General features: G+C 68.2%; 17 protein-coding genes. 5 read left to right on the forward strand and 12 right to left on the reverse strand.

The features are described 5' to 3' along the window. Positions 1-225: 225 nt before the first annotated feature. On the forward strand, positions 226-1,203 hold the full coding sequence (locus tag QAR72_RS03300; RefSeq protein ID WP_304615935.1) for a putative zinc-binding metallopeptidase: 978 nt from the start codon (positions 226-228) through the stop codon (positions 1,201-1,203). A 5-nt stretch (positions 1,204-1,208) separates the two neighbouring features. On the opposite strand, the gene QAR72_RS03305 is transcribed toward QAR72_RS03300, so the two are convergent. After that, entirely contained in the window at positions 1,209-3,026 is a 1,818-nt protein-coding gene (locus QAR72_RS03305; protein ID WP_304615936.1) for an ABC-F family ATP-binding cassette domain-containing protein, read from the reverse strand. A 159-nt stretch (positions 3,027-3,185) separates the two neighbouring features. Here QAR72_RS03305 and QAR72_RS03310 point away from each other — a divergent pair, with 159 nt between their 5' ends. Both QAR72_RS03310 and QAR72_RS03315 read left to right on the forward strand, forming a co-directional pair. Further along, positions 3,186-4,184, forward strand: coding sequence for a Fe(3+) ABC transporter substrate-binding protein (locus QAR72_RS03310; protein ID WP_304615937.1), 999 nt, complete (start codon positions 3,186-3,188; stop codon positions 4,182-4,184). A 132-nt stretch (positions 4,185-4,316) separates the two neighbouring features. Then, complete coding sequence (locus tag QAR72_RS03315; RefSeq protein ID WP_304615938.1) at positions 4,317-5,255, forward strand: nucleoside hydrolase; 939 nt, start codon at positions 4,317-4,319, stop codon at positions 5,253-5,255. Here the strand turns inward: QAR72_RS03315 and QAR72_RS03320 are convergent. The 9 genes from QAR72_RS03320 to pyrH all read right to left on the reverse strand — a co-directional run bounded on the left by QAR72_RS03320 (position 5,252) and on the right by pyrH (position 14,574). After that, positions 5,252-5,926, reverse strand: a complete 675-nt coding sequence (locus QAR72_RS03320; protein WP_304615939.1) for an OmpH family outer membrane protein — start codon at positions 5,924-5,926, stop codon at positions 5,252-5,254. The two genes, QAR72_RS03315 and QAR72_RS03320, sit on opposite strands and share 4 nt — an antisense overlap. 1 nt (position 5,927) lies before the next feature. Further along, positions 5,928-8,222 (reverse strand): outer membrane protein assembly factor BamA, encoded by a 2,295-nt coding sequence (gene bamA, locus QAR72_RS03325; protein ID WP_304615940.1) that lies wholly within the window; start codon positions 8,220-8,222, stop codon positions 5,928-5,930. Positions 8,223-8,312: 90 nt separating this feature from the next. Next, positions 8,313-9,644 (reverse strand): RIP metalloprotease RseP, encoded by a 1,332-nt coding sequence (rseP, locus tag QAR72_RS03330; RefSeq protein ID WP_304615941.1) that lies wholly within the window; start codon positions 9,642-9,644, stop codon positions 8,313-8,315. Continuing rightward, positions 9,641-10,795, reverse strand: a complete 1,155-nt coding sequence (dxr, locus tag QAR72_RS03335) for a 1-deoxy-D-xylulose-5-phosphate reductoisomerase (RefSeq protein ID WP_304615942.1) — start codon at positions 10,793-10,795, stop codon at positions 9,641-9,643. Before dxr ends, rseP begins: the two co-directional genes overlap by 4 nt. Before the next feature lies 1 nt (position 10,796). Further along, positions 10,797-11,645, reverse strand: a complete 849-nt coding sequence (locus QAR72_RS03340) for a phosphatidate cytidylyltransferase (RefSeq protein ID WP_304615943.1) — start codon at positions 11,643-11,645, stop codon at positions 10,797-10,799. After that, a complete protein-coding gene (gene uppS, locus QAR72_RS03345; protein ID WP_304615944.1) occupies positions 11,642-12,379 on the reverse strand; it encodes a polyprenyl diphosphate synthase in 738 nt (245 codons plus the stop codon). Before uppS ends, QAR72_RS03340 begins: the two co-directional genes overlap by 4 nt. 7 nt (positions 12,380-12,386) lie before the next feature. Continuing rightward, entirely contained in the window at positions 12,387-12,950 is a 564-nt protein-coding gene (gene frr / locus QAR72_RS03350) for a ribosome recycling factor (RefSeq protein WP_304615945.1), read from the reverse strand. Between the two features lie 93 nt (positions 12,951-13,043). Continuing rightward, positions 13,044-13,862, reverse strand: coding sequence for an ion transporter (locus QAR72_RS03355; RefSeq protein WP_304615946.1), 819 nt, complete (start codon positions 13,860-13,862; stop codon positions 13,044-13,046). Further along, the gene (gene pyrH, locus QAR72_RS03360; protein ID WP_304615947.1) at positions 13,849-14,574 is read right to left on the reverse strand and encodes a UMP kinase; all 726 of its coding nucleotides are present in this window, start codon (positions 14,572-14,574) and stop codon (positions 13,849-13,851) included. Before pyrH ends, QAR72_RS03355 begins: the two co-directional genes overlap by 14 nt. A gap of 81 nt (positions 14,575-14,655) precedes the next feature. Between pyrH and miaA the strand changes: the two genes are divergently transcribed. Next, positions 14,656-15,543, forward strand: coding sequence for a tRNA (adenosine(37)-N6)-dimethylallyltransferase MiaA (miaA, locus tag QAR72_RS03365; protein ID WP_304615948.1), 888 nt, complete (start codon positions 14,656-14,658; stop codon positions 15,541-15,543). A gap of 105 nt (positions 15,544-15,648) precedes the next feature. Further along, positions 15,649-16,752 carry a helix-turn-helix transcriptional regulator gene (locus tag QAR72_RS03370; protein ID WP_304615949.1) on the forward strand — a complete coding sequence of 368 codons (1,104 nt, stop codon included), beginning with the start codon at positions 15,649-15,651 and terminating at the stop codon, positions 16,750-16,752. 107 nt (positions 16,753-16,859) lie between these two features. Here the strand turns inward: QAR72_RS03370 and QAR72_RS03375 are convergent, their stop codons facing one another. Then, positions 16,860-17,606, reverse strand: a complete 747-nt coding sequence (locus tag QAR72_RS03375) for an RlmE family RNA methyltransferase (protein ID WP_304615950.1) — start codon at positions 17,604-17,606, stop codon at positions 16,860-16,862. After that, complete coding sequence (locus tag QAR72_RS03380; RefSeq protein ID WP_304615951.1) at positions 17,606-18,727, reverse strand: Ppx/GppA phosphatase family protein; 1,122 nt, start codon at positions 18,725-18,727, stop codon at positions 17,606-17,608. The genes QAR72_RS03375 and QAR72_RS03380 overlap by 1 nt, the downstream gene beginning before the upstream one ends. Positions 18,728-18,771 lie beyond the last annotated feature (44 nt).

Consider the following 18,771-nt stretch of genomic DNA (forward strand, 5'->3'; position numbering starts at 1 on the left):
GTCAGAGTTCGGGGGCAAGGCCCCGCCTTCGGACAGCGCACCCGTCATGCGGGTGTCATCAATATAACGCGCCGGCCAAGAGCCTGCGGCCCGACCGGATCACGCGCATATGGACGAGCGCGCGCCCCGTGTCAAGAAAACCCCGCCGAAACTTTGCGCGACCGGTCCGAGGGAACCGCGGACCGCCGCCGGGGCTTTCCCCCTGTCGGCGGATCAGGGAACGGAATGCAACGCTTTGCCTGCCCCCGCTGCGGGGCCCGCGCCTATTTCCACAACCTTGCCTGCCTGTGCGGCACGAGGCTGTGCTACGATCCCGAGACCCGGGCGATGGTCGCGGACGCGCTCGCCTGCGCGAACCGCGACCTGATCGGCTGCAATTGGGTGGCCGATGCGGGATCGGCGGTCGGGCTCTGCCGGTCCTGCGCCATGTCGCGGGTCATTCCCGATCCGGGCATCGGCGACAACCGCGTGCTGTTCGACCGGGCCGAGCGCGCGAAAAGATGGGTTCTGGCGAATCTGTCGAACTGGGGCTGGTTCACCGATGCCGATCCGGGCCGCCGGCCGCATTTCCTGATGCTGTCCGAACATGTCGAGGGCCGGACCGAGCAGATCACGATGGGCCATGCGGCGGGCGAGATCACCATCAACATCACCGAGGCCGACGCCCTGATCCGCCTGCAGCGCCAGCGCGATCTGGGCGAGCAATACCGTTCGATGGTCGGGCATTTCCGGCACGAGCTGGCGCATTTCCTGTTCGACCGGCTTGCCGTCGCCCCGGATTTCCTGCCCGCCTTCCGCGAGCATTTCGGCGACGAGCGTCAGGATTACGCCGCGGCCCTGGCGCGCCACTACGCTGCGCCGCGCGATCCGGGCGAGGATTTCATCACCCCCTACGCGACCGCCCATCCCCATGAGGACTGGGCCGAGACGGCGGCCCATCTGCTGCACCTCGTCGATTTCACCGACAGTTTCGCGAGCGCCGGACTGACCATGCCGGGAATGCCACCGGATTTCCGCCCCTACGAAGAAACCGATACCGGCCTGCTGCTGAGCGTCGGCACCGAGGTCGCGATCGCGGTGAACGACATCAACCGGGCGCTGGACAATGACGACCTCTATCCCTTCGTGCTGACCCCGCAGGTGCGCCACAAGCTGCGCTTCGCCCATCACTGGCTCAGCCGGCACCGCAGCCGGGGCGCCTGAGCCTCTCAGCCCCCGGCGCGTTCCTCGAGGGTCAGCCATTCCTCCTCGGCCTGGGCCAGGGCGGCCTGCCGTTCGACCAGCGCGTCCGAGGCTTTCTGAAACTTGGCGGGGGCGCTCTGGAACAGGTCCGGGTCTGACAGGAATTCGGTCAGCTTGGCGATCTCGGCCTCGAGCCGCGCGATGATGCCGGGCAGCGCGTCCAGGCGGTGCCTTTCGCTGAAGCTGAGCCCCGTGCGCGCGGCCGGTTTCGCGACCTCGGCGGGTCGGTCGTCCTTTGCCGTCTCGCGCATGGGGGCGGGGGCTGCTGGCTGATCCTCGGCGCGTTGGGCACGGTAATCGCTGTAGCCGCCGGCATAGACCGTGGCGCGGCCGTCGCCCTCCATCGCGATGGTCGTGTCGGCCACGCGGTCGATGAAGTCGCGGTCATGGCTGACCAGCAGGACGGTGCCGTCATATTCGCCCAGCAGGTCCTGCAGCAGATCCAGCGTCTCGACATCCAGATCGTTGGTGGGCTCGTCCAGAACCAGCAGGTTCGAGGGGCGCGCCATCAGCCGCGCCAGCAGCAGCCGCGCCTTTTCGCCGCCCGACAGGCTGCGGACGGGTGCGCGAGCCTGCGCGTCGTCGAACAGGAAATCCTTGAGATAGGCGACCACATGGCGCGGCTGGCCGCGCACCATGACCTGATCGGCCTGGCCCGAGACGCGCATCTCGGGATCGCCGGTCAGCGATTCCCACAGCGTCTGGTCGGGGTTCAGCGCGGCGCGGGCCTGATCGAAGACCGCGATTTCCAGATTGGTGCCAAGCGTGACCTGCCCCTGATCGGGCGCGATCTCGCCGGTCAGCATCTTGATCAGCGTGGTCTTGCCCGCCCCGTTCGGGCCGACAAAGGCGATCCGGTCGCCCCGGTTCACGCGCAGATCGAACGGCCGCAGGATCACCCGCTCGCCGAAGGTCTTGGCGATGCCCCGCGCCTCGATCACCTTCTTGCCCGAGACCGGACCCGAATCCAGCGCCATCGCCGCCGTGCCCTGACGGCGGATCTGGGCGCCCCGTTCGGCGCGCATCGCCGCCAGCGCGCGCAGGCGGCCCTGATTGCGCTTGCGCCGGGCGCTGATCCCCTCGACCGCCCAACGGGCCTCGGCCTTGATCTTGCGGTCCAGCTTGTGGCGGGCATCATCCTCGGCGGACCAGACGGCCTCGCGCCAATCCTCGAAGGCCTCGAAGCCCTTTTCCTGGCGTCGCACCTCGCCCCGGTCCACCCACAGCGTCGCGCGCGTCAGGCGACGCAGAAAGGCGCGGTCATGGCTGATCAGCACAAAGCCCGCACGGGTCTGGGACAGATGCTCTTCCAGCCAGCCGATCGCCTCGATGTCCAGATGGTTGGTCGGCTCGTCCAGCAGCATCAATTCGGGCGCCTGAGCCAGAAGCCGCGCCAGCGCCGCGCGACGGCGTTCCCCGCCCGAGGCCGTGGCGACGGGACGCTCGGGGTCGAATTTCAATCCCTCGGCGGCCATGTCCACGCGGTAGCCCTCATCCTCGGGCAGGCCGGCGCGGGCAAAGGCGCCAAGCGTGTCGAAACCCGTCAGATCGGGGTCCTGCTCCATATAGCCGACCGAGACGCCGGCGGACAGGACGACCTCGCCCCGGTCGGGCTCGACAAGGCCGGCCATGACCTTCATCAGCGTGGACTTGCCCGAGCCGTTGCGCCCCACCAGCGCGACGCGGTCGCCGGGCTGGATGGTCAGCGAAAGGCCGTCGAATACCGGATCGCCGCCGAAGGTCAGCGAAATCTCGGTCAGTTGCAGAAGGGGTGCGCGTGCCATGGGCGCGGCCTATCGCGCGGCCCCGATCTGGTCAATGCGTCACGCGCAGCGGCCACCGCGCGTCACGCACCGGGACCCCCGCCACAGCGCACGGATTTTCTTGACAGCTTTCGTCGGGCTATGGCAAGAGCCCCCGGAAACCTGATAAAAGAGGTCAACATGCGTCTTCTGACCACCGTCGCCGTGATCGGCGCCACCGCGATCCCGGCCTTTGCCGAAGAGGTGAACGTCTATTCGCACCGGCAGCCGGAACTGATCCAGCCGCTGTTCGACGCCTTCACCGCCGAGACCGGCATCACGGTCAATTCGTCCTTTGTCGACAAGGGCATGGTCGAGCGCCTTCAGGCCGAGGGCTCGCGTTCGCCCGCCGACCTGGTCCTGACCGTCGATGTCGCGCGCCTGGGCGAGGTCAAGGATGCCGGCGTCCTGCAGCCCATGGATGCCGAGGCGCTGTCGGTCATTCCCGCGAACCTGCGCGACGACGAGAACATGTGGTTTGCCCTGACCACCCGCGCCCGCATCATCTATGCCCACAAGGACCGCGTGGCCGAGGACGAAGTCACCACCTACGAGGATCTGGCCGACCCGAAATGGCAGGGCCGCATCTGCACCCGCGTCTTCACGCATGATTACAACGTCGCGCTGACCGCCGCCCATCTGGCCCATCATGGCGAGGAGGCCACTCTGGCCTGGCTGGAAGGCATCAAGGCGAACCTGGCGCGCAAGCCCGAAGGTGGCGACCGCGACCAGGTCAAGGCTATCTGGGCGGGCGAATGCGACATCGCCATCGGCAACACCTATTACATGGGCGGCATGCTGGCCGATGACGAGCAGAAGGCCTGGGCCGAATCGGTCCGCATCGAATTCCCGACCTTCGAGGATGGCGGCACGCATCTGAACGTCTCGGGCGTCGCCATGACCGCCGCCGCGCCGAACCGCGAAAACGCGCTGAAGCTGGTCGAATTCCTGGTCGGTGACGAGGCGCAGCGCATCTATGCCGAGACGAACCACGAATTCCCGGTGAAGGAAGGCGTAGCCCTGTCCGAGCTGGTCGCCAGCTGGGGCGAGTTCGAGGCCGACGATCTGGCCCTCTCGGAGATCTCGGACCTGCGCCCGCGCGCGCTTGACCTGATCGAGCAGGTCAACTTCGACGGCTGATCCCGGCCGGGGGCGGGCCGTGGGGGCCAGCCCCCACACCCCCGGGATATTTGGACCAAGGCAAAGGCGCAGGCAGGGCTTGCGCCTTCCGCATGTCTGGCGCAGGTTTCGGCCTGACAAGGAGCGAGAGGCATGGCGCAGAAGATCATCATCGATACCGATCCGGGCCAGGACGATGCCGTGGCCATCCTGCTGGCGCTGGCCTCGCCCGAGATCGAGGTTCTGGGCGTGGTCGCGGTGGCGGGGAACGTGCCGCTGGCCCTGACCGAGGTGAATGCGCGCAAGATCGTGGAACTGGCGGGGCGGACGGATGTGCCGGTCTTTGCGGGCTGCGACCGCCCGCTGGCGCGGCCTCTGGTCACGGCCGAGCATGTGCATGGCAAGACCGGGCTGGACGGGATCGACCTGCCCGCGCCCGGCCTGCCCTTGCAGGCGCAGCACGGTGTCGAGTTCATCATCGAGGCCCTGCGTCGCGAGGCGGCGGGCAGTGTGACGCTGGTGCCCATCGGGCCGCTGACCAACATTGCCGAGGCGTTCCGCCGCGCGCCCGACATCATCGGCCGGGTGAAGCGCATCGTGCTGATGGGGGGCGCCTATTTCGAGGTGGGCAACATCACCCCGGCTGCCGAGTTCAACATCTATGTCGATCCGGAAGCCGCCTCAGAGGTCTTTGCCTCGGGCGTGCCGATCGTGATGATGCCTCTGGATGTGACGCACCGGGCGCTGACCTCGCGTGACTGGGTCGAGGCGATGCGCGCCCTGCCGGGGCGCTGCGGGCCTGCCGTGGCCAGCTGGACCGATTTCTTCGAGCGCTATGACCGCGAGAAATACGGCAGCAGCGGCGCCCCCCTGCACGACCCCTGCACCATCGCCTGGCTGATCCGGCCCGAGCTGTTCCAGGGCCGCGAGATCAATGTCGAGATCGAGACCGAGGGGAGGTTCACCACCGGCATGACCGTCGCGGATTGGTGGCGTGTCAGCGGGCGGGCGCCGAACGCCCTGTTCATCCGCGATCTGGACCGCGACGGCATGTTCGCATTGCTGACGGAACGGCTGGCGCGTCTGCCCTAGCGCGGCGCCTCGGGCAGGGGGACGGCCCCTGCCCCGTCGCCGATCTCGCGGTCGAGCCGGTCGGTCAGGGCCTCGGTGATGTCGATGGTTTCCAGCGAGACGAAAACCGTGCGGTAATCCAGGACCGCCACCGCGCCGCGTTCCGCCATCAGATCACCCATATGGGGCAGCGCCGCGCGGAAGAAGGCCGCACGGTCGGCATCGGCCCAGTCGTTCAGCTCTTGCACGGCCTGGGCGCGTTCGCGCCGGATCCGGGTCGCACGCAGATCGAAAGCCTCGGCGAGACGGCGGAACTCGTCGGGCGGAAGGGCTGCGCGGCGGTCGGTCAGCGCCGCCTCTTCCGAGGAGAGAAGCTGGGTCAGACGCTCGTTCTCGGCCGCGATCTGGCCGCCCTCGGCCTCGAGCTGGGCCTGGGCGCGCCGCCCCCAGGCCGAGGCGGCATAGAGGCGGTTCTGGTCGATGGTCAGGATGGCCGAGACCGGCACGCCCGACGGATCGGGCGGCGCGATCACCCGCGCGGGCAGGTCGGGCGCGGCGATCTCGGGCGCGGGCAGATCGGCATCGGCGGCCAGTTCGCCGATCTCTGGCGCAGGGGCCTCGGTCTGGGCCAGCGCGGCGCCGGGCAGGATCAGCGCCGCCAGAAGCGCTGCGAGGGGACCCGCGCCGCGCATCTCAGAACTGCGTCTGGATCGTCAGGTCGAAATTCTGCGTGCGGTCGAAATCTTCCTTGCGCAGCGCCTTCGAGAAGTTGAACCGCAGGGGCCCGATCGGCGTCGTCCAGAAGATCGAGGCGCCCACGGCCGAGCGCACCTTCATGCTGTCGTCGATCGTGCCGGTATTGCCGGCCACGTCGTCCAGACCCCAGAGGCTGCCGATATCGGCGAAGAGACCGCCGGAAATGCCGTATTCCTCGGGCAGGCCTATGGGGAATTGCGCCTCGGCGCGGGCGGCCCAGAAATACTTGCCGCCGAGCGCGTCCTGATTGTTCGCCCCCAGATCCCGCGGGCCGAGGCCGTTCGGCTCGAAGCCGCGGATGCGGCTGCCGCTGCGGAAGCGGTCGAGGATCCAGGGCTGATAGCCGTCGTAACCCTCGATCGCGCCGGCCTCGATCTGGCCGCGCAGGGTGATCTCCTCGCGCCAGGCATTGCTTTCGACACCGGCCGAGACGGTCGTGGTCACCGCCTTCGCGTCGCCGCCAAGGCCCGAAATGTCCTGACCGAAGCTGAAGCGATACGAGGTCAGCGGGTCCAGCCCGGTGCGGCGGCTGTCCCAGTTATAGGTGTAGCCCAGAGCCGAGGTCACGCGGCTGCCCGTCTCGTCGCGCAGCAGCCGCGAGCTGTCGTCATCGACGTTGCGCAGCGTGTCCTTGGACACGCGGTAGCGCAGTTCCAGCCGTGCATTCTGCGAGACCGGAAACTCGATCGACGGTCGCAGACCGATGGTCCGGGTGTCGTAATCGGAATTGAGGCTTTCGGTCTCGTTGTAATTGGCCGCGATGCTGAAGCGCAGGTTGCGCCCCAGGAAGAACGGCTCGGAGAAGTTGACCGAGGCCGTGCGGTCGCCGCTGGCGGTCGAGATCTGCAACCCGACCGACTGGCCGCGCCCCAGGAAGTTCTGCTCGCTCAGGCCGGCATTCAGGCCGATCCCGGCATTGACGCCGTAGGAGGCGCCGAAGGACAGGCTGCCGGTCGGCTGTTCCTCGACATTGACGCCGACGATGACCTGATCGGGGCCGCTGCCCTGACGGGTCTCGACCTGCGCATCCGCGAAATAGCCAAGCGCCCGGATGCGTTCGGCCGAGTTGCGGATCTCGCGGGGGTTGAAGGGGTCGCCCTCGACGGTCGAGAACTGGCGGCGGATCACCTCGTCCAGCGTGGTCGTGTTGCCCTCGATGTCGATGCGTTCCACGAAAATGCGCTGCCCGCGCACCAGCGCGAAGGTCAGGTCCAGCGTCTGGTTCTGCGGGTTCCGGGTGACGCGAGGCTCGATATTGACGAAGTTCAGGCCCTGCTGGATGGCGATGGTCTCCATCCGGCGGATCGTGTTGTCGATGACGGCGGGGTTGTAGACCTCGCCCCGGCGGACGCGGTTCTGGGCGGCAAAGGCCGCGGCATCGACGCCCGGAATCTCGGACACGGTGTCGATGCGGCCGAACCGGTAGCGCGGGCCTTCCTGGATGTTGAACGTGATGAAGAACGCGTCGCGTTCGCGGGCGATTTCCGGGGTCACTGCCTGGACGCGGAAATCGGCATAGCCGCGCGAGCGGTAGAAATCGGTCAGAAGCTGCTCGTCCAGCGGGATCCGCTCGGGCGAGAACGTGTCGCGGCGGATGAAGGTCCGCAGCAGGCCCGCCTGCTTGGTCTGCAGGACGTTGCGCAGGCGGCGGTCGGAAAAGGCGCGGTTGCCGGTAAAGCTGAGACGCTCGATCTCGGTCACGTTGCCCTCGCGGACCTCGAAGACCAGATCGACGCGGTTGTCGCTGCGGCGGATGATGCGCGGATCGACGCGCGCGGCCAGACGGCCCTCGGCGGCATAGACCTCGGCGATGGCCTGCGCGTCCTGGATCGCCTGGCTGGGCTGGTAGATGCGGCGTTCCTGGCTGCGGATGATCTCGGACAGGCGTTCGTTGTTCAGGCGGCGGTTGCCCTCGAAATTGATGCGGTTGATCGTGGGATATTCGCGCACGCGCACGACCAGCGTGCCGCCCTGCTGGACGATCTCGACCGTCTCGAACAGGCCCGAATTCTGCAGGCGCTGCAGCGCGTCGTTGATCTCGCCAGGCGAGGCATTGCCGGCGGGCAGGTTCATGAAGGACCGGATCGTGCCTTCCTCGACACGCTGGTTGCCCTCAACCCGAATGGCCGAAACCGTCTGCGCGCTGGCCTGCCAGGGCGCCACGCCCGCCGGTGCGGCAACCGCCAGAGCCGTCATCAGCGCCACCGCGCCCTTGCCCAGTTTCCGTGTCATGCCTGCCCCTCTTGTCTCGGCGACCGCGATGGCGATCTTTTTCTCGTTCTCTAGCGCCAACGGGGAGGGCCTGTCAAAAGCCCTGCCGCGTCAGGGGCAGAAAAGATCGTTTGTCAGCCCGAAAATCATCAGCGACAGCACCGCGAACAGCCCGATCGAGGTCAGCATGTTCAGGACCCGTTCCGAAGGCTTCCGCCCGGTGATCGCCTCGTAGCTGTAGAACATCAGGTGGCCGCCATCCAGAACAGGGATCGGCAGCAGGTTCAGAAAGCCGATCGCCGCCGACAGGACCGCGATCCACCACAGGAAGTTGCCGCCCCCCGCGCTGGCCGCCTGCCCCGTGCTTTCGGCGATGCTGATCGCCCCGCCCAGATTGCAGGTGCCGATCTGGCCGGTGATCATCGCCCAGAGCCCGGTCAGGGACGAGGCGATGATCGCCCAGGTCTGCCCCGCGCCAAGGGCCAGCGCCTCGACCGGGCCGGCGCGGCGGGTGGCGGGGGTGAAGAAGCTTTCCCCGCCGGTGACGCCGATCAGCCAGCGTTGCTCGAACCCGCCGCCCTGGGCGGGCAGGTCCGACAGTTTCGGGCGCAGCGTCACCTCGCGCTCGCCCGCACCCGGACGCCAGAGGCGCAGCAGAAGGGGCGCACCCTCGGCGGCCTCGACGGCGGCGCGCAGGTCGGTGAAGCGCGCGACCGTCTCGCCGTCGATGGCCAGGATCACGTCGCCCGCGCGCAGGCCCGCCTCGGCGGCGGCGCTGCGGGGCGCCACGCCCGAGATGCGGGCGGGCATCGGATCGGGGCCGGGCACCGTCAGGCGGCGGCCCTCGCGTTCGATGGTCCAGGTCTGGACGGGCTGATGGGGCAGCGCCTCGGAGGCACGGCCAAGATCCGCCCAGGTCTCGACGGGCTGGTCGCCCACCGCCAGCACCAGATCGCCCGGCTGCAGCTGGTTCTGCACCTCGGGCGGCGCGGCCGAGATCGTGCCCACCCGCACCTCGGGCTGGGCGACGCCCTGCACCACCGCAAAGCCGCCGAAGATCAGGATCGACAGGATGAAGTTGAAGACCGGCCCGGCCAGCAGCGTGGCGAACCGCGCCCAGAGCGGCGCGCCGTCCAGCGTCTGGCGCCGCAGCGCCGGATCGACCGGACGCCCCGGCCCGGCACTGGCGATATTGTCGTCGCCCAGAAAGCGCACATAGCCGCCAAGCGGGATCGCGGCGACCTGCCAGACCGTGCCGCGCCGGTCGCGTCTTGCGGCCAGACGCGGGCCGAAGCCCACGCTGAACACCTCGGCCCGGATGCCGGACCAGCGGCCCACGATGTAATGGCCATATTCGTGCACCGTCACGATCACAGCCAGCGCGACCACGAAGGCGGCCAGCGTCCACAGCGTGCCAAGCGTTCCGGTCAGGATCTCGGTCATGCGGCTGTCCTTTCGCGGGACAGCGCGTCCCAGTGATGCACCTCGTCAAGGCTGGCGGGGTCCGAGCCAAAGCCCCCCTGCCCGGCCAGATCGGTCAGCGTGGCCTCGACCCGCGGAGCCATGTCGGTGAAGCGGATGCGCCCCGCGATGAAATCGTCCAGCGCCTGTTCCTTGGCCGCGTTGAAGACCGCCCCGGCCGCGCCCCCTGCCGCCATCACCTCGCGCGCAAGGCGCAGGGCGGGCCAGCGCCGTTCGTCCGGCTGGCGGAAGGTCAGGCTGCCCAAGGCGGCCAGATCGAGGGCCGCGACGGGCAGCGGCCGGCGTTCGGGCCAGTTCAGCGCATAGCCGATGGCGTGGCGCATGTCGGGCGCGCCCAGATGCGCGATGGAACCGCCGTCATGATGGCTGACCATGGCATGGATGATCGATTCCGGATGGACCAGCACCTTGATGCGGTCGGCGCCGAGGCCAAAGAATTCCTTGGCCTCGATCACCTCCATCGCCTTGTTGAACATCGAGGCGCTGTCGATGGTGATGCGCTGGCCCATCGCCCAATTCGGATGGGTCGAGGCCTCGGCCACGGTCGCCGCCGCCAGCCGCTCCAGCGGCCAGTCGCGGAAGGCGCCGCCCGAGGCGGTGATGGTCACATCCTTGACGCTGTCTAGCTTCTCGCCCTGAAGTGCCTGAAATAGCGCCGAATGTTCGCTGTCCACCGGCAGGATCGTGGCGCCGCCCGTCCGGCCCGCCTGCCGCAGCAGCGCACCCGCGCAGACCAGCGATTCCTTGTTGGCCAGCGCCAGAACGCCGCCCTGTGCAAGCGCGGCCAGTCCGGGCGCCAACCCGGCCGCACCGACGATGGCCGACAGCACCCAGTCGGCGGGCCGTGCGGCGGCCTCGATCAGCGCCTCGCGGCCTGCGGCGGCGATGGTGCCGCTGCCCTGCAGCGCGGCGCGCAGATCGTCCAGCAGGTCGTCATGGGCGGTCACGGCGATCTCGGCACGCAGATCGCGCGCCTGCCGTGCCAGACGCTCGATGTTGCGGCCGCCGGTCAGGGCCACGACGTGAAAGCGGTCGGGGTCGCGGCGGATCAGATCGACACCGCTGATCCCGACCGAGCCGGTCGCGCCGAAGATCGAGATGCGTCTGGTCACGTCAGTTCACCACCGGCAGGCTGGTCAGAAGCCCGATCAGCATCGTGGCCAGAACCGCCCCCGTCACTGCGTCAAAACGATCCATGAAGCCGCCATGGCCGGGGATCAGGTTCGAGCTGTCCTTGACGCCCGCCCGCCGCTTGAGCCAGCTTTCCGCGATGTCGCCCATCTGCCCCGCAAAGCAGACGATGGGCGAGACCCAGATCAGCGCCGCATCGCCATGGCCGGCAAGCCACAGGATCAGGCCCAGCAGCGTCGCGCCCACCCAACCCGCAACCGTGCCGGACCAGGTCTTCTTCGGGCTGAGCGAGGGCCAAAATTTCGGCCCGCCGATCATCCGGCCGACAAAATAGCCCGCCGTGTCAGACACGATCACGATGCCCATCAGCCACAGCACGAAAGGCAGTCCGTAAGCCTCACGGAAGCCGACAAGGCCGTAGGCGACCAGCAGGATCGCCGCACCGAACAGCACATAGGTCAGCCGGTCGCGCCGCGCCGCGCCCGGAACGCCGGCGATCAGCGGCACGGCAAGCGCCAGCCAGATCAGCGCATGCGCCTCGGTCAGGGCGACGGCCTGCGCCAGCCCCGCCAGAGCCGCCAGCGCGACGGGGCGCGAGCGGCCGAACCGGGTGACGTGCCGGGCGGGCTTGCGCCAGCCGGTCATCGCCGCCAGTTCCCAGAAGGTGATGGCCGAGATCACCGCCATGCCCAGCCGCAGCCAGACGCCCTGCGCGGTGGCGAGCAGCACGCCGATCGCCAGCAGCACCAGCGTCGAGGCGATCCGCCGCGACAGGTCAGACCATTTGCCCGCCGAGGCGGAGACGCTGCCTATCCGCGACCCCGCCCTCATGCGCCGCCAAAGCGCCGCTCGCGCAGGCCGAACCGGTCGAGGATGTCCGACAGATGCTGGGGCGTGAAATCGGGCCACAGGGTCGGGGTGAATTCGTATTCGGAATAGGCTGCCTGCCAGGGCAGGAAGTTCGAGATCCGCGTCTCGCCCGAGGTGCGGATCACCAGATCGGGGTCGGGATGGCCCGCCGTGTCGAGGCAGGCTTCCAGATCGGCCTCGCAGGGCTGGTCAACTTCGCCGCGCGCGACCTTGTCCGCCAGACGTCGCGAGGCGCGCAGCAATTCGTCCCTGCCGCCATAATTGATCGCCACGGTCAGGTTCAGCCGGGTATTGCCCGCCGTCCGCGCCTCGATCGAGGCCATGAGGTCCTGCAACTTCTGGTCCAGCCGCTCGCGCCCGCCGATGAAGCGCATCCGCACGCCCTCGGCCGACATGCTTTCGGCCTCGCGCTCGATATAGCGGCGGAAGATCTTCATCAGGCCCAGGACTTCCTCGGTCGAGCGTTTCCAGTTCTCGGTCGAGAAGGCGTATACCGTCAGCCAGTCCACCCCCAGATCGGGGCAGGCGCGCACGATCTGCTTGACGCGCTCGGCGCCGCGACGGTGCCCGACCAGACGCGGCCAGCCGCGTTCGGTCGCCCAACGGCCATTGCCGTCCATGATGATGGCGACATGGCGGGGACGCGTCGTCCCCCCTGCCGTCACCGCGGTCGCTGCGCCCCAGGCAAAAGCCATCGCCTTGTCAGACCTGCATGATTTCGGCCTGCTTGGCCGTCAGAGCCTCGTCCACCGACGCGATCATGCGGTCGGTCAGCGACTGGATCTCGTTCTCGTAGAGCTTCTGGTCATCCTCGGGCATGCCATTGGCCTTGCCCTTCTTGACCTGGTCCATCCCGTCGCGGCGCACGTTGCGGATGGCGACGCGGGCATGTTCGGCATATTGCGCGGCGACCTTGGTCAGCTCGCGGCGGCGCTCCTCGTTCAGTTCCGGGATGGGCAGCATGATGATGGTGCCGTTCAGCTGCGGATTGATCCCCAGCCCGCTTTCGCGCAGCGCCTTCTCGACCTTGCCGACCATGGCCTTGTCCCAGATGTTGATCGTGACCATGCGCGGCTCGGGGACGTTCACCGTGCCCAGCTGGTTGATCGGGGTCATCTGGCCATAGGCCTCGACCTGCACGGGGTCGATCATCGAGGCCGAGGCGCGGCCCGTGCGAAGGCTGGCGAATTCGCCGCGCAGGGCCTCCATCGCGCCTTTCATGCGCCGTTCCAGATCGTCGATGTCGATTTCGATGTCCTCAGCCATGTCGGACCGCCTCTGAATTGGATTTTTTCCGCTTGTAACCAGATTGCCCGGGATTGGCAAAGCCTTTGCCCCCCGGATGGGCAGCGCGCCGCCTCACGAGGCGTCGCGCTTGTCCCGCTCGGCCTGCGCCAGCCGCTCTTCGATCGCGCTCAGGCGTGACAGCACCTCATCGCGATAGGCCTCGGTGGCGACGTTGGATTCCTCGGAATGCGCCTCCTGCATCGAGTTCACGATCAGACCGACGACAAGGTTCATCACCGCGAAGGTCGTGACCAGGATGAAGGGCACGAAAAACAGCCAGGCCTGAGGATAGACCTCCATCACCGGGCGCACGATGCCCATCGACCAGCTTTCCAGCGTCATGATCTGGAACAGCGAATAGGCCGAATTGCCCAGATCGCCGAACCAGTCGGGGAAGCTGCCCGCAAAGAGCTTGGTCGCCATGACCGCGAAGATGTAGAAGATGATCCCCATCAACAGGAAGACGCTTGCCATGCCGGGCAGCGCCGACAGGAACCCCTCGACAACGCGGCGCAGGCGCGGCGTGACCGAGACGATCCGCAAGAGCCGCAGGATCCGCAGCGCGCGCAGCACCGACAGCCCCTGCGTCGCGGGCATCAGCGCGATGGCAACGATGGCGAAATCGAACACGTTCCAGCCGTCGCGGAAGAAACGCAGCCTGCGGACATACAGCTTCAGCGCCAGCTCGATCACGAAGATCGTCAGGCACAGGCGGTCCAGAAACAGGATCAGAGGCCCCGCGAAGGCCATGATCCGGGGCGAGGTTTCCAGCCCAAGGATCATGGCGTTGAACAGGATCACCGCGGTGATGAAGGTCTGGGCCGCGCGCCCGTGGATCAGCGCGTCAAGACGCGCGCGCGGGGAAAACGGTCCCTGCTCAGTTATGGACATGGGTGTAGGTCCCCCGACCTTCAAGAATGCTGCGGAACCCGCCGGGCGCGTCCAGCGAGAAGACGATGATCGGCAGGCGGTTGTCGCGCGCCAGCGCGATGGCCGAGGCGTCCATCACGCCCAGATGCTGCTGGAGCACGTCGTCATAGGTGACCTCGCCGTAACGCTTGGCATCCGCGTGCTTGACCGGATCCTTGTCATAGACGCCATCCACCTTGGTCCCCTTGAAGATCGCCTCGCAATTCATCTCGGACGCGCGCAGCGTCGCGGCCGTGTCGGTGGTGAAATAGGGGTTCCCCGTTCCCGCCGCAAAGATCACGATGCGCTTTTTTTCCAGGTGCCGGATGGCGCGGCGGCGGATATAGGGCTCGCAGACCTCATCCATGCGGATGGCGCTGATGACGCGGCAATGCAGGCCCTTGGCCTCCAGCGCGGATTGCATGGCCAGCGCGTTCATCACGGTGGCCAGCATCCCCATGTAATCAGCCGTCGTCCGCTCCATCCCCTGGGCGCTGCCCTGCAGGCCGCGGAAGATGTTGCCGCCGCCGATGACCATGCAGACCTCAACGCCCATCTTCTGGACCGATTCGACCTCGTCGGCGATGCGCGAGACCGTGGGCGGATGCAGCCCGTAGCCCTGGTCGCCCATCAGCGCCTCGCCCGAGATCTTCAGCATCACGCGGCCATAGTGCTTGGGTGTCTCGGTGGTCATCTGGGGCTCCTGTCGCCGGTCGCTTTCATCGGGGCGTTAAATGTCGCAAAAGGCCCGCAGGTTCAACTGCCCGGATCGCCCATGCAAGCGCCCACCCTGTCAGAAATCGACCCGTCGCGCCATCTGCTGATCGCGGGGCCCACGGCCAGCGGCAAGTCGGCGCTGGCGCTGGCGGTGGCCCGGGCGCAGGGTGGCGTGATCGTGAACGCGGATGCGCTGCAGGTCTGGTCGTGCTGGCGCGTCCTGACCGCGCGCCCCGACGCCGCCGACGAGGCGAGCGCGCCCCATGCGCTATACGGTCATGTGACGCCTGACCGGACTTATTCGGTGGGCGATTGGCTGCGCGATCTGGCGGGGCTCATAGGGCAGCGGCTGATCGTGACGGGCGGAACGGGCCTCTACCTCACGGCGCTGACGCGGGGTCTGGCGCAGATACCCGCGACGCCCCCCGCCCTGCGGGCCGAGGCCGACGCGATCCTGCGCGGCCCCGACGGTCTGGCGCGGCTGCTGGCGGATCTCGACGCGCCCACCGCCGCCCGGATCGACCGCCGCAACCCCGCCCGCGTCCAGCGCGCATGGGAGGTGCTGCGCGCCACGGGGCGCGGCCTGTCCTCGTGGCAGGACGAGACGCCGCCGCCCCTGATCGCCCCCGCCGACTGCCAGCGCATCCTGATCGAGGCCGACCGCGACTGGCTGGCCCGCCGGATCGAGACGCGGTTCCACGCGATGATCCGCGACGGCGCGCTGGACGAGGTTGCCGCGATGCTGCTCGACTGGCATCCCGACCGGCAATGGGCGCGTGCCATCGGTGCGCCCGAGCTGGTCGCGCATCTGCAGGGCCGTACCAGTCTGGCCGAGGCGGTCGAACTGGCCGTCATCGCCACGCGCCAATATGCCAAGACGCAGCGGATCTGGTTCCGGGGGCGCATGCGCGACTGGACGCTGCGCCGGGCCGAAACGCTGTTCTAGATCACACACCTGCAGGATGAATTGTATTCGGGTCGCATTTACTTCATGGTGTTTTAACCGGTTTGGGCGATGATCCCTGCATGAGGCAGGAGGAAACGCGGACAGATGGCGGTTCTGGGCGGCAGTGACTGGCGCAAGGGGTTTCCCTTCACCGCAAGCCTTCTGCGGTCGGGTCGCGCGGGCGCACGGACCGGCGTCACCGCCCCCGTCATTCCCGATGATGGACGCCCCGTCAATCGTCCTGCAGACAGCACTGACAGGCCGACGCCGCTGCGCGCTGCGACCGGCAAGGCCCCGCCCGAGGCTCTGGCGCTGGCGCTGACCGGTCCGGACCCGCTCGGGCCGTCGCGGCATGCGGGGATGCGACGGTTCGTGCCCCGCCGCGCCAGCCTGCGCCTGCTGCCGCTCGGGGCGTTCCTGTGGGGAACGAATGACAGCCCGCCGCAACCCCGGACGCGGCCCGAACATGTGCTGATCTGGGTGACGCAAGGCGGGCTGGCGCTGCGCTGGCCCGGATCGCGCGCGCTGCTGCGGCCCGGGGATTTGCGCTACATCCCTTCGGGCACCGCATTCGCAGCCCTGCCCGGGGTCGAGACGCAGGGCCATGTGCTGCTACTGCCGCACGATCTGGTGCGGGGGCTCGACCCGGGGCTGCCCGCTCAGGGGCTGGCCGGGCGCGTCGGGCAGCAGGCCGAGCCGCTGTCCTTCGCGCTGCAGGACCTGATGGCCGAGGCCGCGCGCGACGTGACGGAGCCGGCGCGCAGCAAGGCGCTGCGCCAGCACCTGTCGCTGCTGGCCCTGCGCCTGCAACGGCTGGACCCGCCCGCCGAAACCGGCCTCGACCCCGGTCCTGCCAGCGCCGATCACGCCTTGGTCGAGCGCTTTCTGGCCGAGATCGCGCCCGATCCGGGGCGGCAGGTGACGCTGGCAGAACTGGCGGCGCAGATGGGGACCAGCCTCACCGCCCTCGACCGGGCCTGTCTGGCCGCAAGAGGCAGGCGCGCGATCGATCTGCTGCACGGGCTTCGCCTGGACCGCGCGGCCGAGATGCTGCGCCACAGCGAATTGCCCGTGCATCGCATCTCGCAGATGCTGGGCTATTCCAGCCTGGCCCATTTCACCCGCGCCTTCGTGGCGGCGACGGGCAGACCGCCCGACGCCTTCCGCATGCAGATCAGGCGCGGCAGCGAATGGCGCGGGGACGCCTGAGGCGATGCGCCATGGCGACAGGCGCGCCTGAGCAGCGAGCCTCCAACACCATCCTCGCGGCATGGCAGCGCGGCAGCCGCCGGGTCAAGCCGCGATCCGTGGACGCTTCAAGCCTCGGACGGCACGCCAGCCCGACCGCGAAAGCCTGTGGCGACGACGAACTTCTCGGAACTGTCGCTGCGGCTTGCGGGCGGCTTCACGTTAACGACCTTCTCGAAATTGCGCTTGAGCATGGCCTGCATCTCGGCCTCGGCGCCGCCTGCCAGCACCTTGGCGACGAAGGTGCCGCCCGGCTCCAGCACGTCAAAAGCCAGTTGCGCGGCCGCCTCGACCAGCGCGACGATGCGCAGGTGGTCGGTGCCCTTGTGGCCGGACGAGGCGGCGGCCATGTCCGACATCACCACATCCGCGGGCCCGCCCAGCCATGCCTTGACCTGATCGTCGGCTCCGTCCGACAGGAAGTCCAGCTGATGGATCTCGGCCCCGGCGATCGGGTCCACCTCTTGCAGGTCCAGCCCCAGAACGCGGCCCTGCTTCTTGTCGGCCCGCTCGCCAAGCGCGTTGACGCGGGCGACGGCCACCTGACACCAGCCGCCCGGCGCGCAGCCCAGATCGACGACCCGCGCCCCCGGCACCAGAAAGCGATACTTGTCGTCAAGCTCGATGATCTTGTAGGCGGCACGGCCCCGAAAGCCCTCGCGCCGGGCGCGGGCCACATAGGGGTCGTTCAGCTGCCGTTCCAGCCAGAGCTTCGAGGACAGCTTGCGCCCCTTGGCGGTCTTGACCCGCACCTTCAGATCGCGCGCGCCGCGGCCGCTGGACTTGCCCGCGCGGCTGCCTGGTTGCTTTGTCATCATGCCACTCCGTTCAGTCCTTCGGGCTTCAGCACCCCATCGCGCACCATCTGGGCATAAAGCAACCCCTCGCGCAGGCCCCGGTCGGCCACCGACAGCCGTGTCGTGGGCCAGACGCGCATCAGGGTCTGCAGGATCGCGGCGCCCGACATGATCAGGGCGTGACGCTCGCGCCCGATGCGCGGATCGGCGCGGCGCCCGTCGGGGCCAAGCTGAAGATAGGAATGGATCACCCGGTCGATCTGTTCGCTGGTCATCTCTAGCCCGTCAACCTTGGTCCGGTCATAGCGGCGCAGGCCCAGAAAGCTGGCCGCCACGGTCGTCACCGTCCCGGAGGTGCCGATGATCTGGAACCCCTCGTCGGGCGAGCCGTCGGCATAAGGGGTGAAATTGGCCAGCGCCTCTTCGAAGAACCACGACATCAGCGCGAAACGGCCCTGATCATCCTCGACATCGGCGAACTGGTCACGCAGCGTCGCCACGCCCAAGGGCACGCTGATCCAGTCCACCACCCGCGCGCCGCCGGGCTGCGGATTTCCGAAGCCGTCCGACAGGCGCATGATGGCGCGGGGCCGTTCCTTGGGCTCGACATCCTCGAGGTCGATCCAGACAAGCTCGGTCGAGCCGCCGCCGATATCGACGACCATCAGCGTCTCGGTCTTGTGGCTGACCAGCGGCGCGCAGGAGATGACGGCCAGCCGTGCCTCTTCCTCGGCGCCGATGATCTCGACGGGCAGGCCGGTCTCGCGGCGGATGGTGCGCATGAAGTCGCGGCTGTTGCGGGCGCGGCGGCAGGCCTCGGTCGCGACCATCCGCATCTTGCGGACCTTGTGCTGTTCCAGCTTTCGCTTGCAGACCTGCAACGCATGCACGGTCCGCGCCATGGAACTGCGCGAGAGCCGGCCCGAGGCTTCAAGCCCCTGCCCCAGCTGGACAGGCTTGGAAAAGCTGTCCACGACCTGAAACTGACTGCCCGACGGTCGGGCAATCAGCATCCGGCACGAATTGGTCCCAAGGTCGAGGGCCGCGTATAGCCCCCCATCCTCGGGGTGTCGGGTGCCTGACGGCTCGACCGTATTTCTCGGGAACGCGTCCGCACCCGCAGGACGCCTGGGCGTCATGATCACGCCCTCCGATGACAAGTTGCTGAAAACGTAACCCGCGC

The sequence above is a fragment of the Paracoccus sp. (in: a-proteobacteria) genome, assembly GCF_030604785.1.
Classification (GTDB): Bacteria; Pseudomonadota; Alphaproteobacteria; order Rhodobacterales; family Rhodobacteraceae; genus Paracoccus.

Excerpts from the sequence above, each read along its gene's own strand:
- QAR72_RS03300 (WP_304615935.1), top strand. The coding sequence starts at position 226 with ATGCAACGCTTTGCCTGCCCCCGCTGCGGGGCCCGCGCCTATTTCCAC.
- QAR72_RS03305 (WP_304615936.1), bottom strand. The coding sequence starts at position 3,026 with ATGGCACGCGCACCCCTTCTGCAACTGACCGAGATTTCGCTGACCTTC.
- QAR72_RS03310 (WP_304615937.1), top strand. The coding sequence starts at position 3,186 with ATGCGTCTTCTGACCACCGTCGCCGTGATCGGCGCCACCGCGATCCCG.
- QAR72_RS03315 (WP_304615938.1), top strand. The coding sequence starts at position 4,317 with ATGGCGCAGAAGATCATCATCGATACCGATCCGGGCCAGGACGATGCC.
- QAR72_RS03320 (WP_304615939.1), bottom strand. The coding sequence starts at position 5,926 with ATGCGCGGCGCGGGTCCCCTCGCAGCGCTTCTGGCGGCGCTGATCCTG.
- bamA (WP_304615940.1), bottom strand. The coding sequence starts at position 8,222 with ATGACACGGAAACTGGGCAAGGGCGCGGTGGCGCTGATGACGGCTCTG.
- rseP (WP_304615941.1), bottom strand. The coding sequence starts at position 9,644 with ATGACCGAGATCCTGACCGGAACGCTTGGCACGCTGTGGACGCTGGCC.
- QAR72_RS03340 (WP_304615943.1), bottom strand. The coding sequence starts at position 11,645 with ATGAGGGCGGGGTCGCGGATAGGCAGCGTCTCCGCCTCGGCGGGCAAA.
- uppS (WP_304615944.1), bottom strand. The coding sequence starts at position 12,379 with ATGGCTTTTGCCTGGGGCGCAGCGACCGCGGTGACGGCAGGGGGGACG.
- frr (WP_304615945.1), bottom strand. The coding sequence starts at position 12,950 with ATGGCTGAGGACATCGAAATCGACATCGACGATCTGGAACGGCGCATG.
- QAR72_RS03355 (WP_304615946.1), bottom strand. The coding sequence starts at position 13,862 with ATGTCCATAACTGAGCAGGGACCGTTTTCCCCGCGCGCGCGTCTTGAC.
- pyrH (WP_304615947.1), bottom strand. The coding sequence starts at position 14,574 with ATGACCACCGAGACACCCAAGCACTATGGCCGCGTGATGCTGAAGATC.
- miaA (WP_304615948.1), top strand. The coding sequence starts at position 14,656 with ATGCAAGCGCCCACCCTGTCAGAAATCGACCCGTCGCGCCATCTGCTG.
- QAR72_RS03370 (WP_304615949.1), top strand. The coding sequence starts at position 15,649 with ATGGCGGTTCTGGGCGGCAGTGACTGGCGCAAGGGGTTTCCCTTCACC.
- QAR72_RS03375 (WP_304615950.1), bottom strand. The coding sequence starts at position 17,606 with ATGACAAAGCAACCAGGCAGCCGCGCGGGCAAGTCCAGCGGCCGCGGC.
- QAR72_RS03380 (WP_304615951.1), bottom strand. The coding sequence starts at position 18,727 with ATGACGCCCAGGCGTCCTGCGGGTGCGGACGCGTTCCCGAGAAATACG.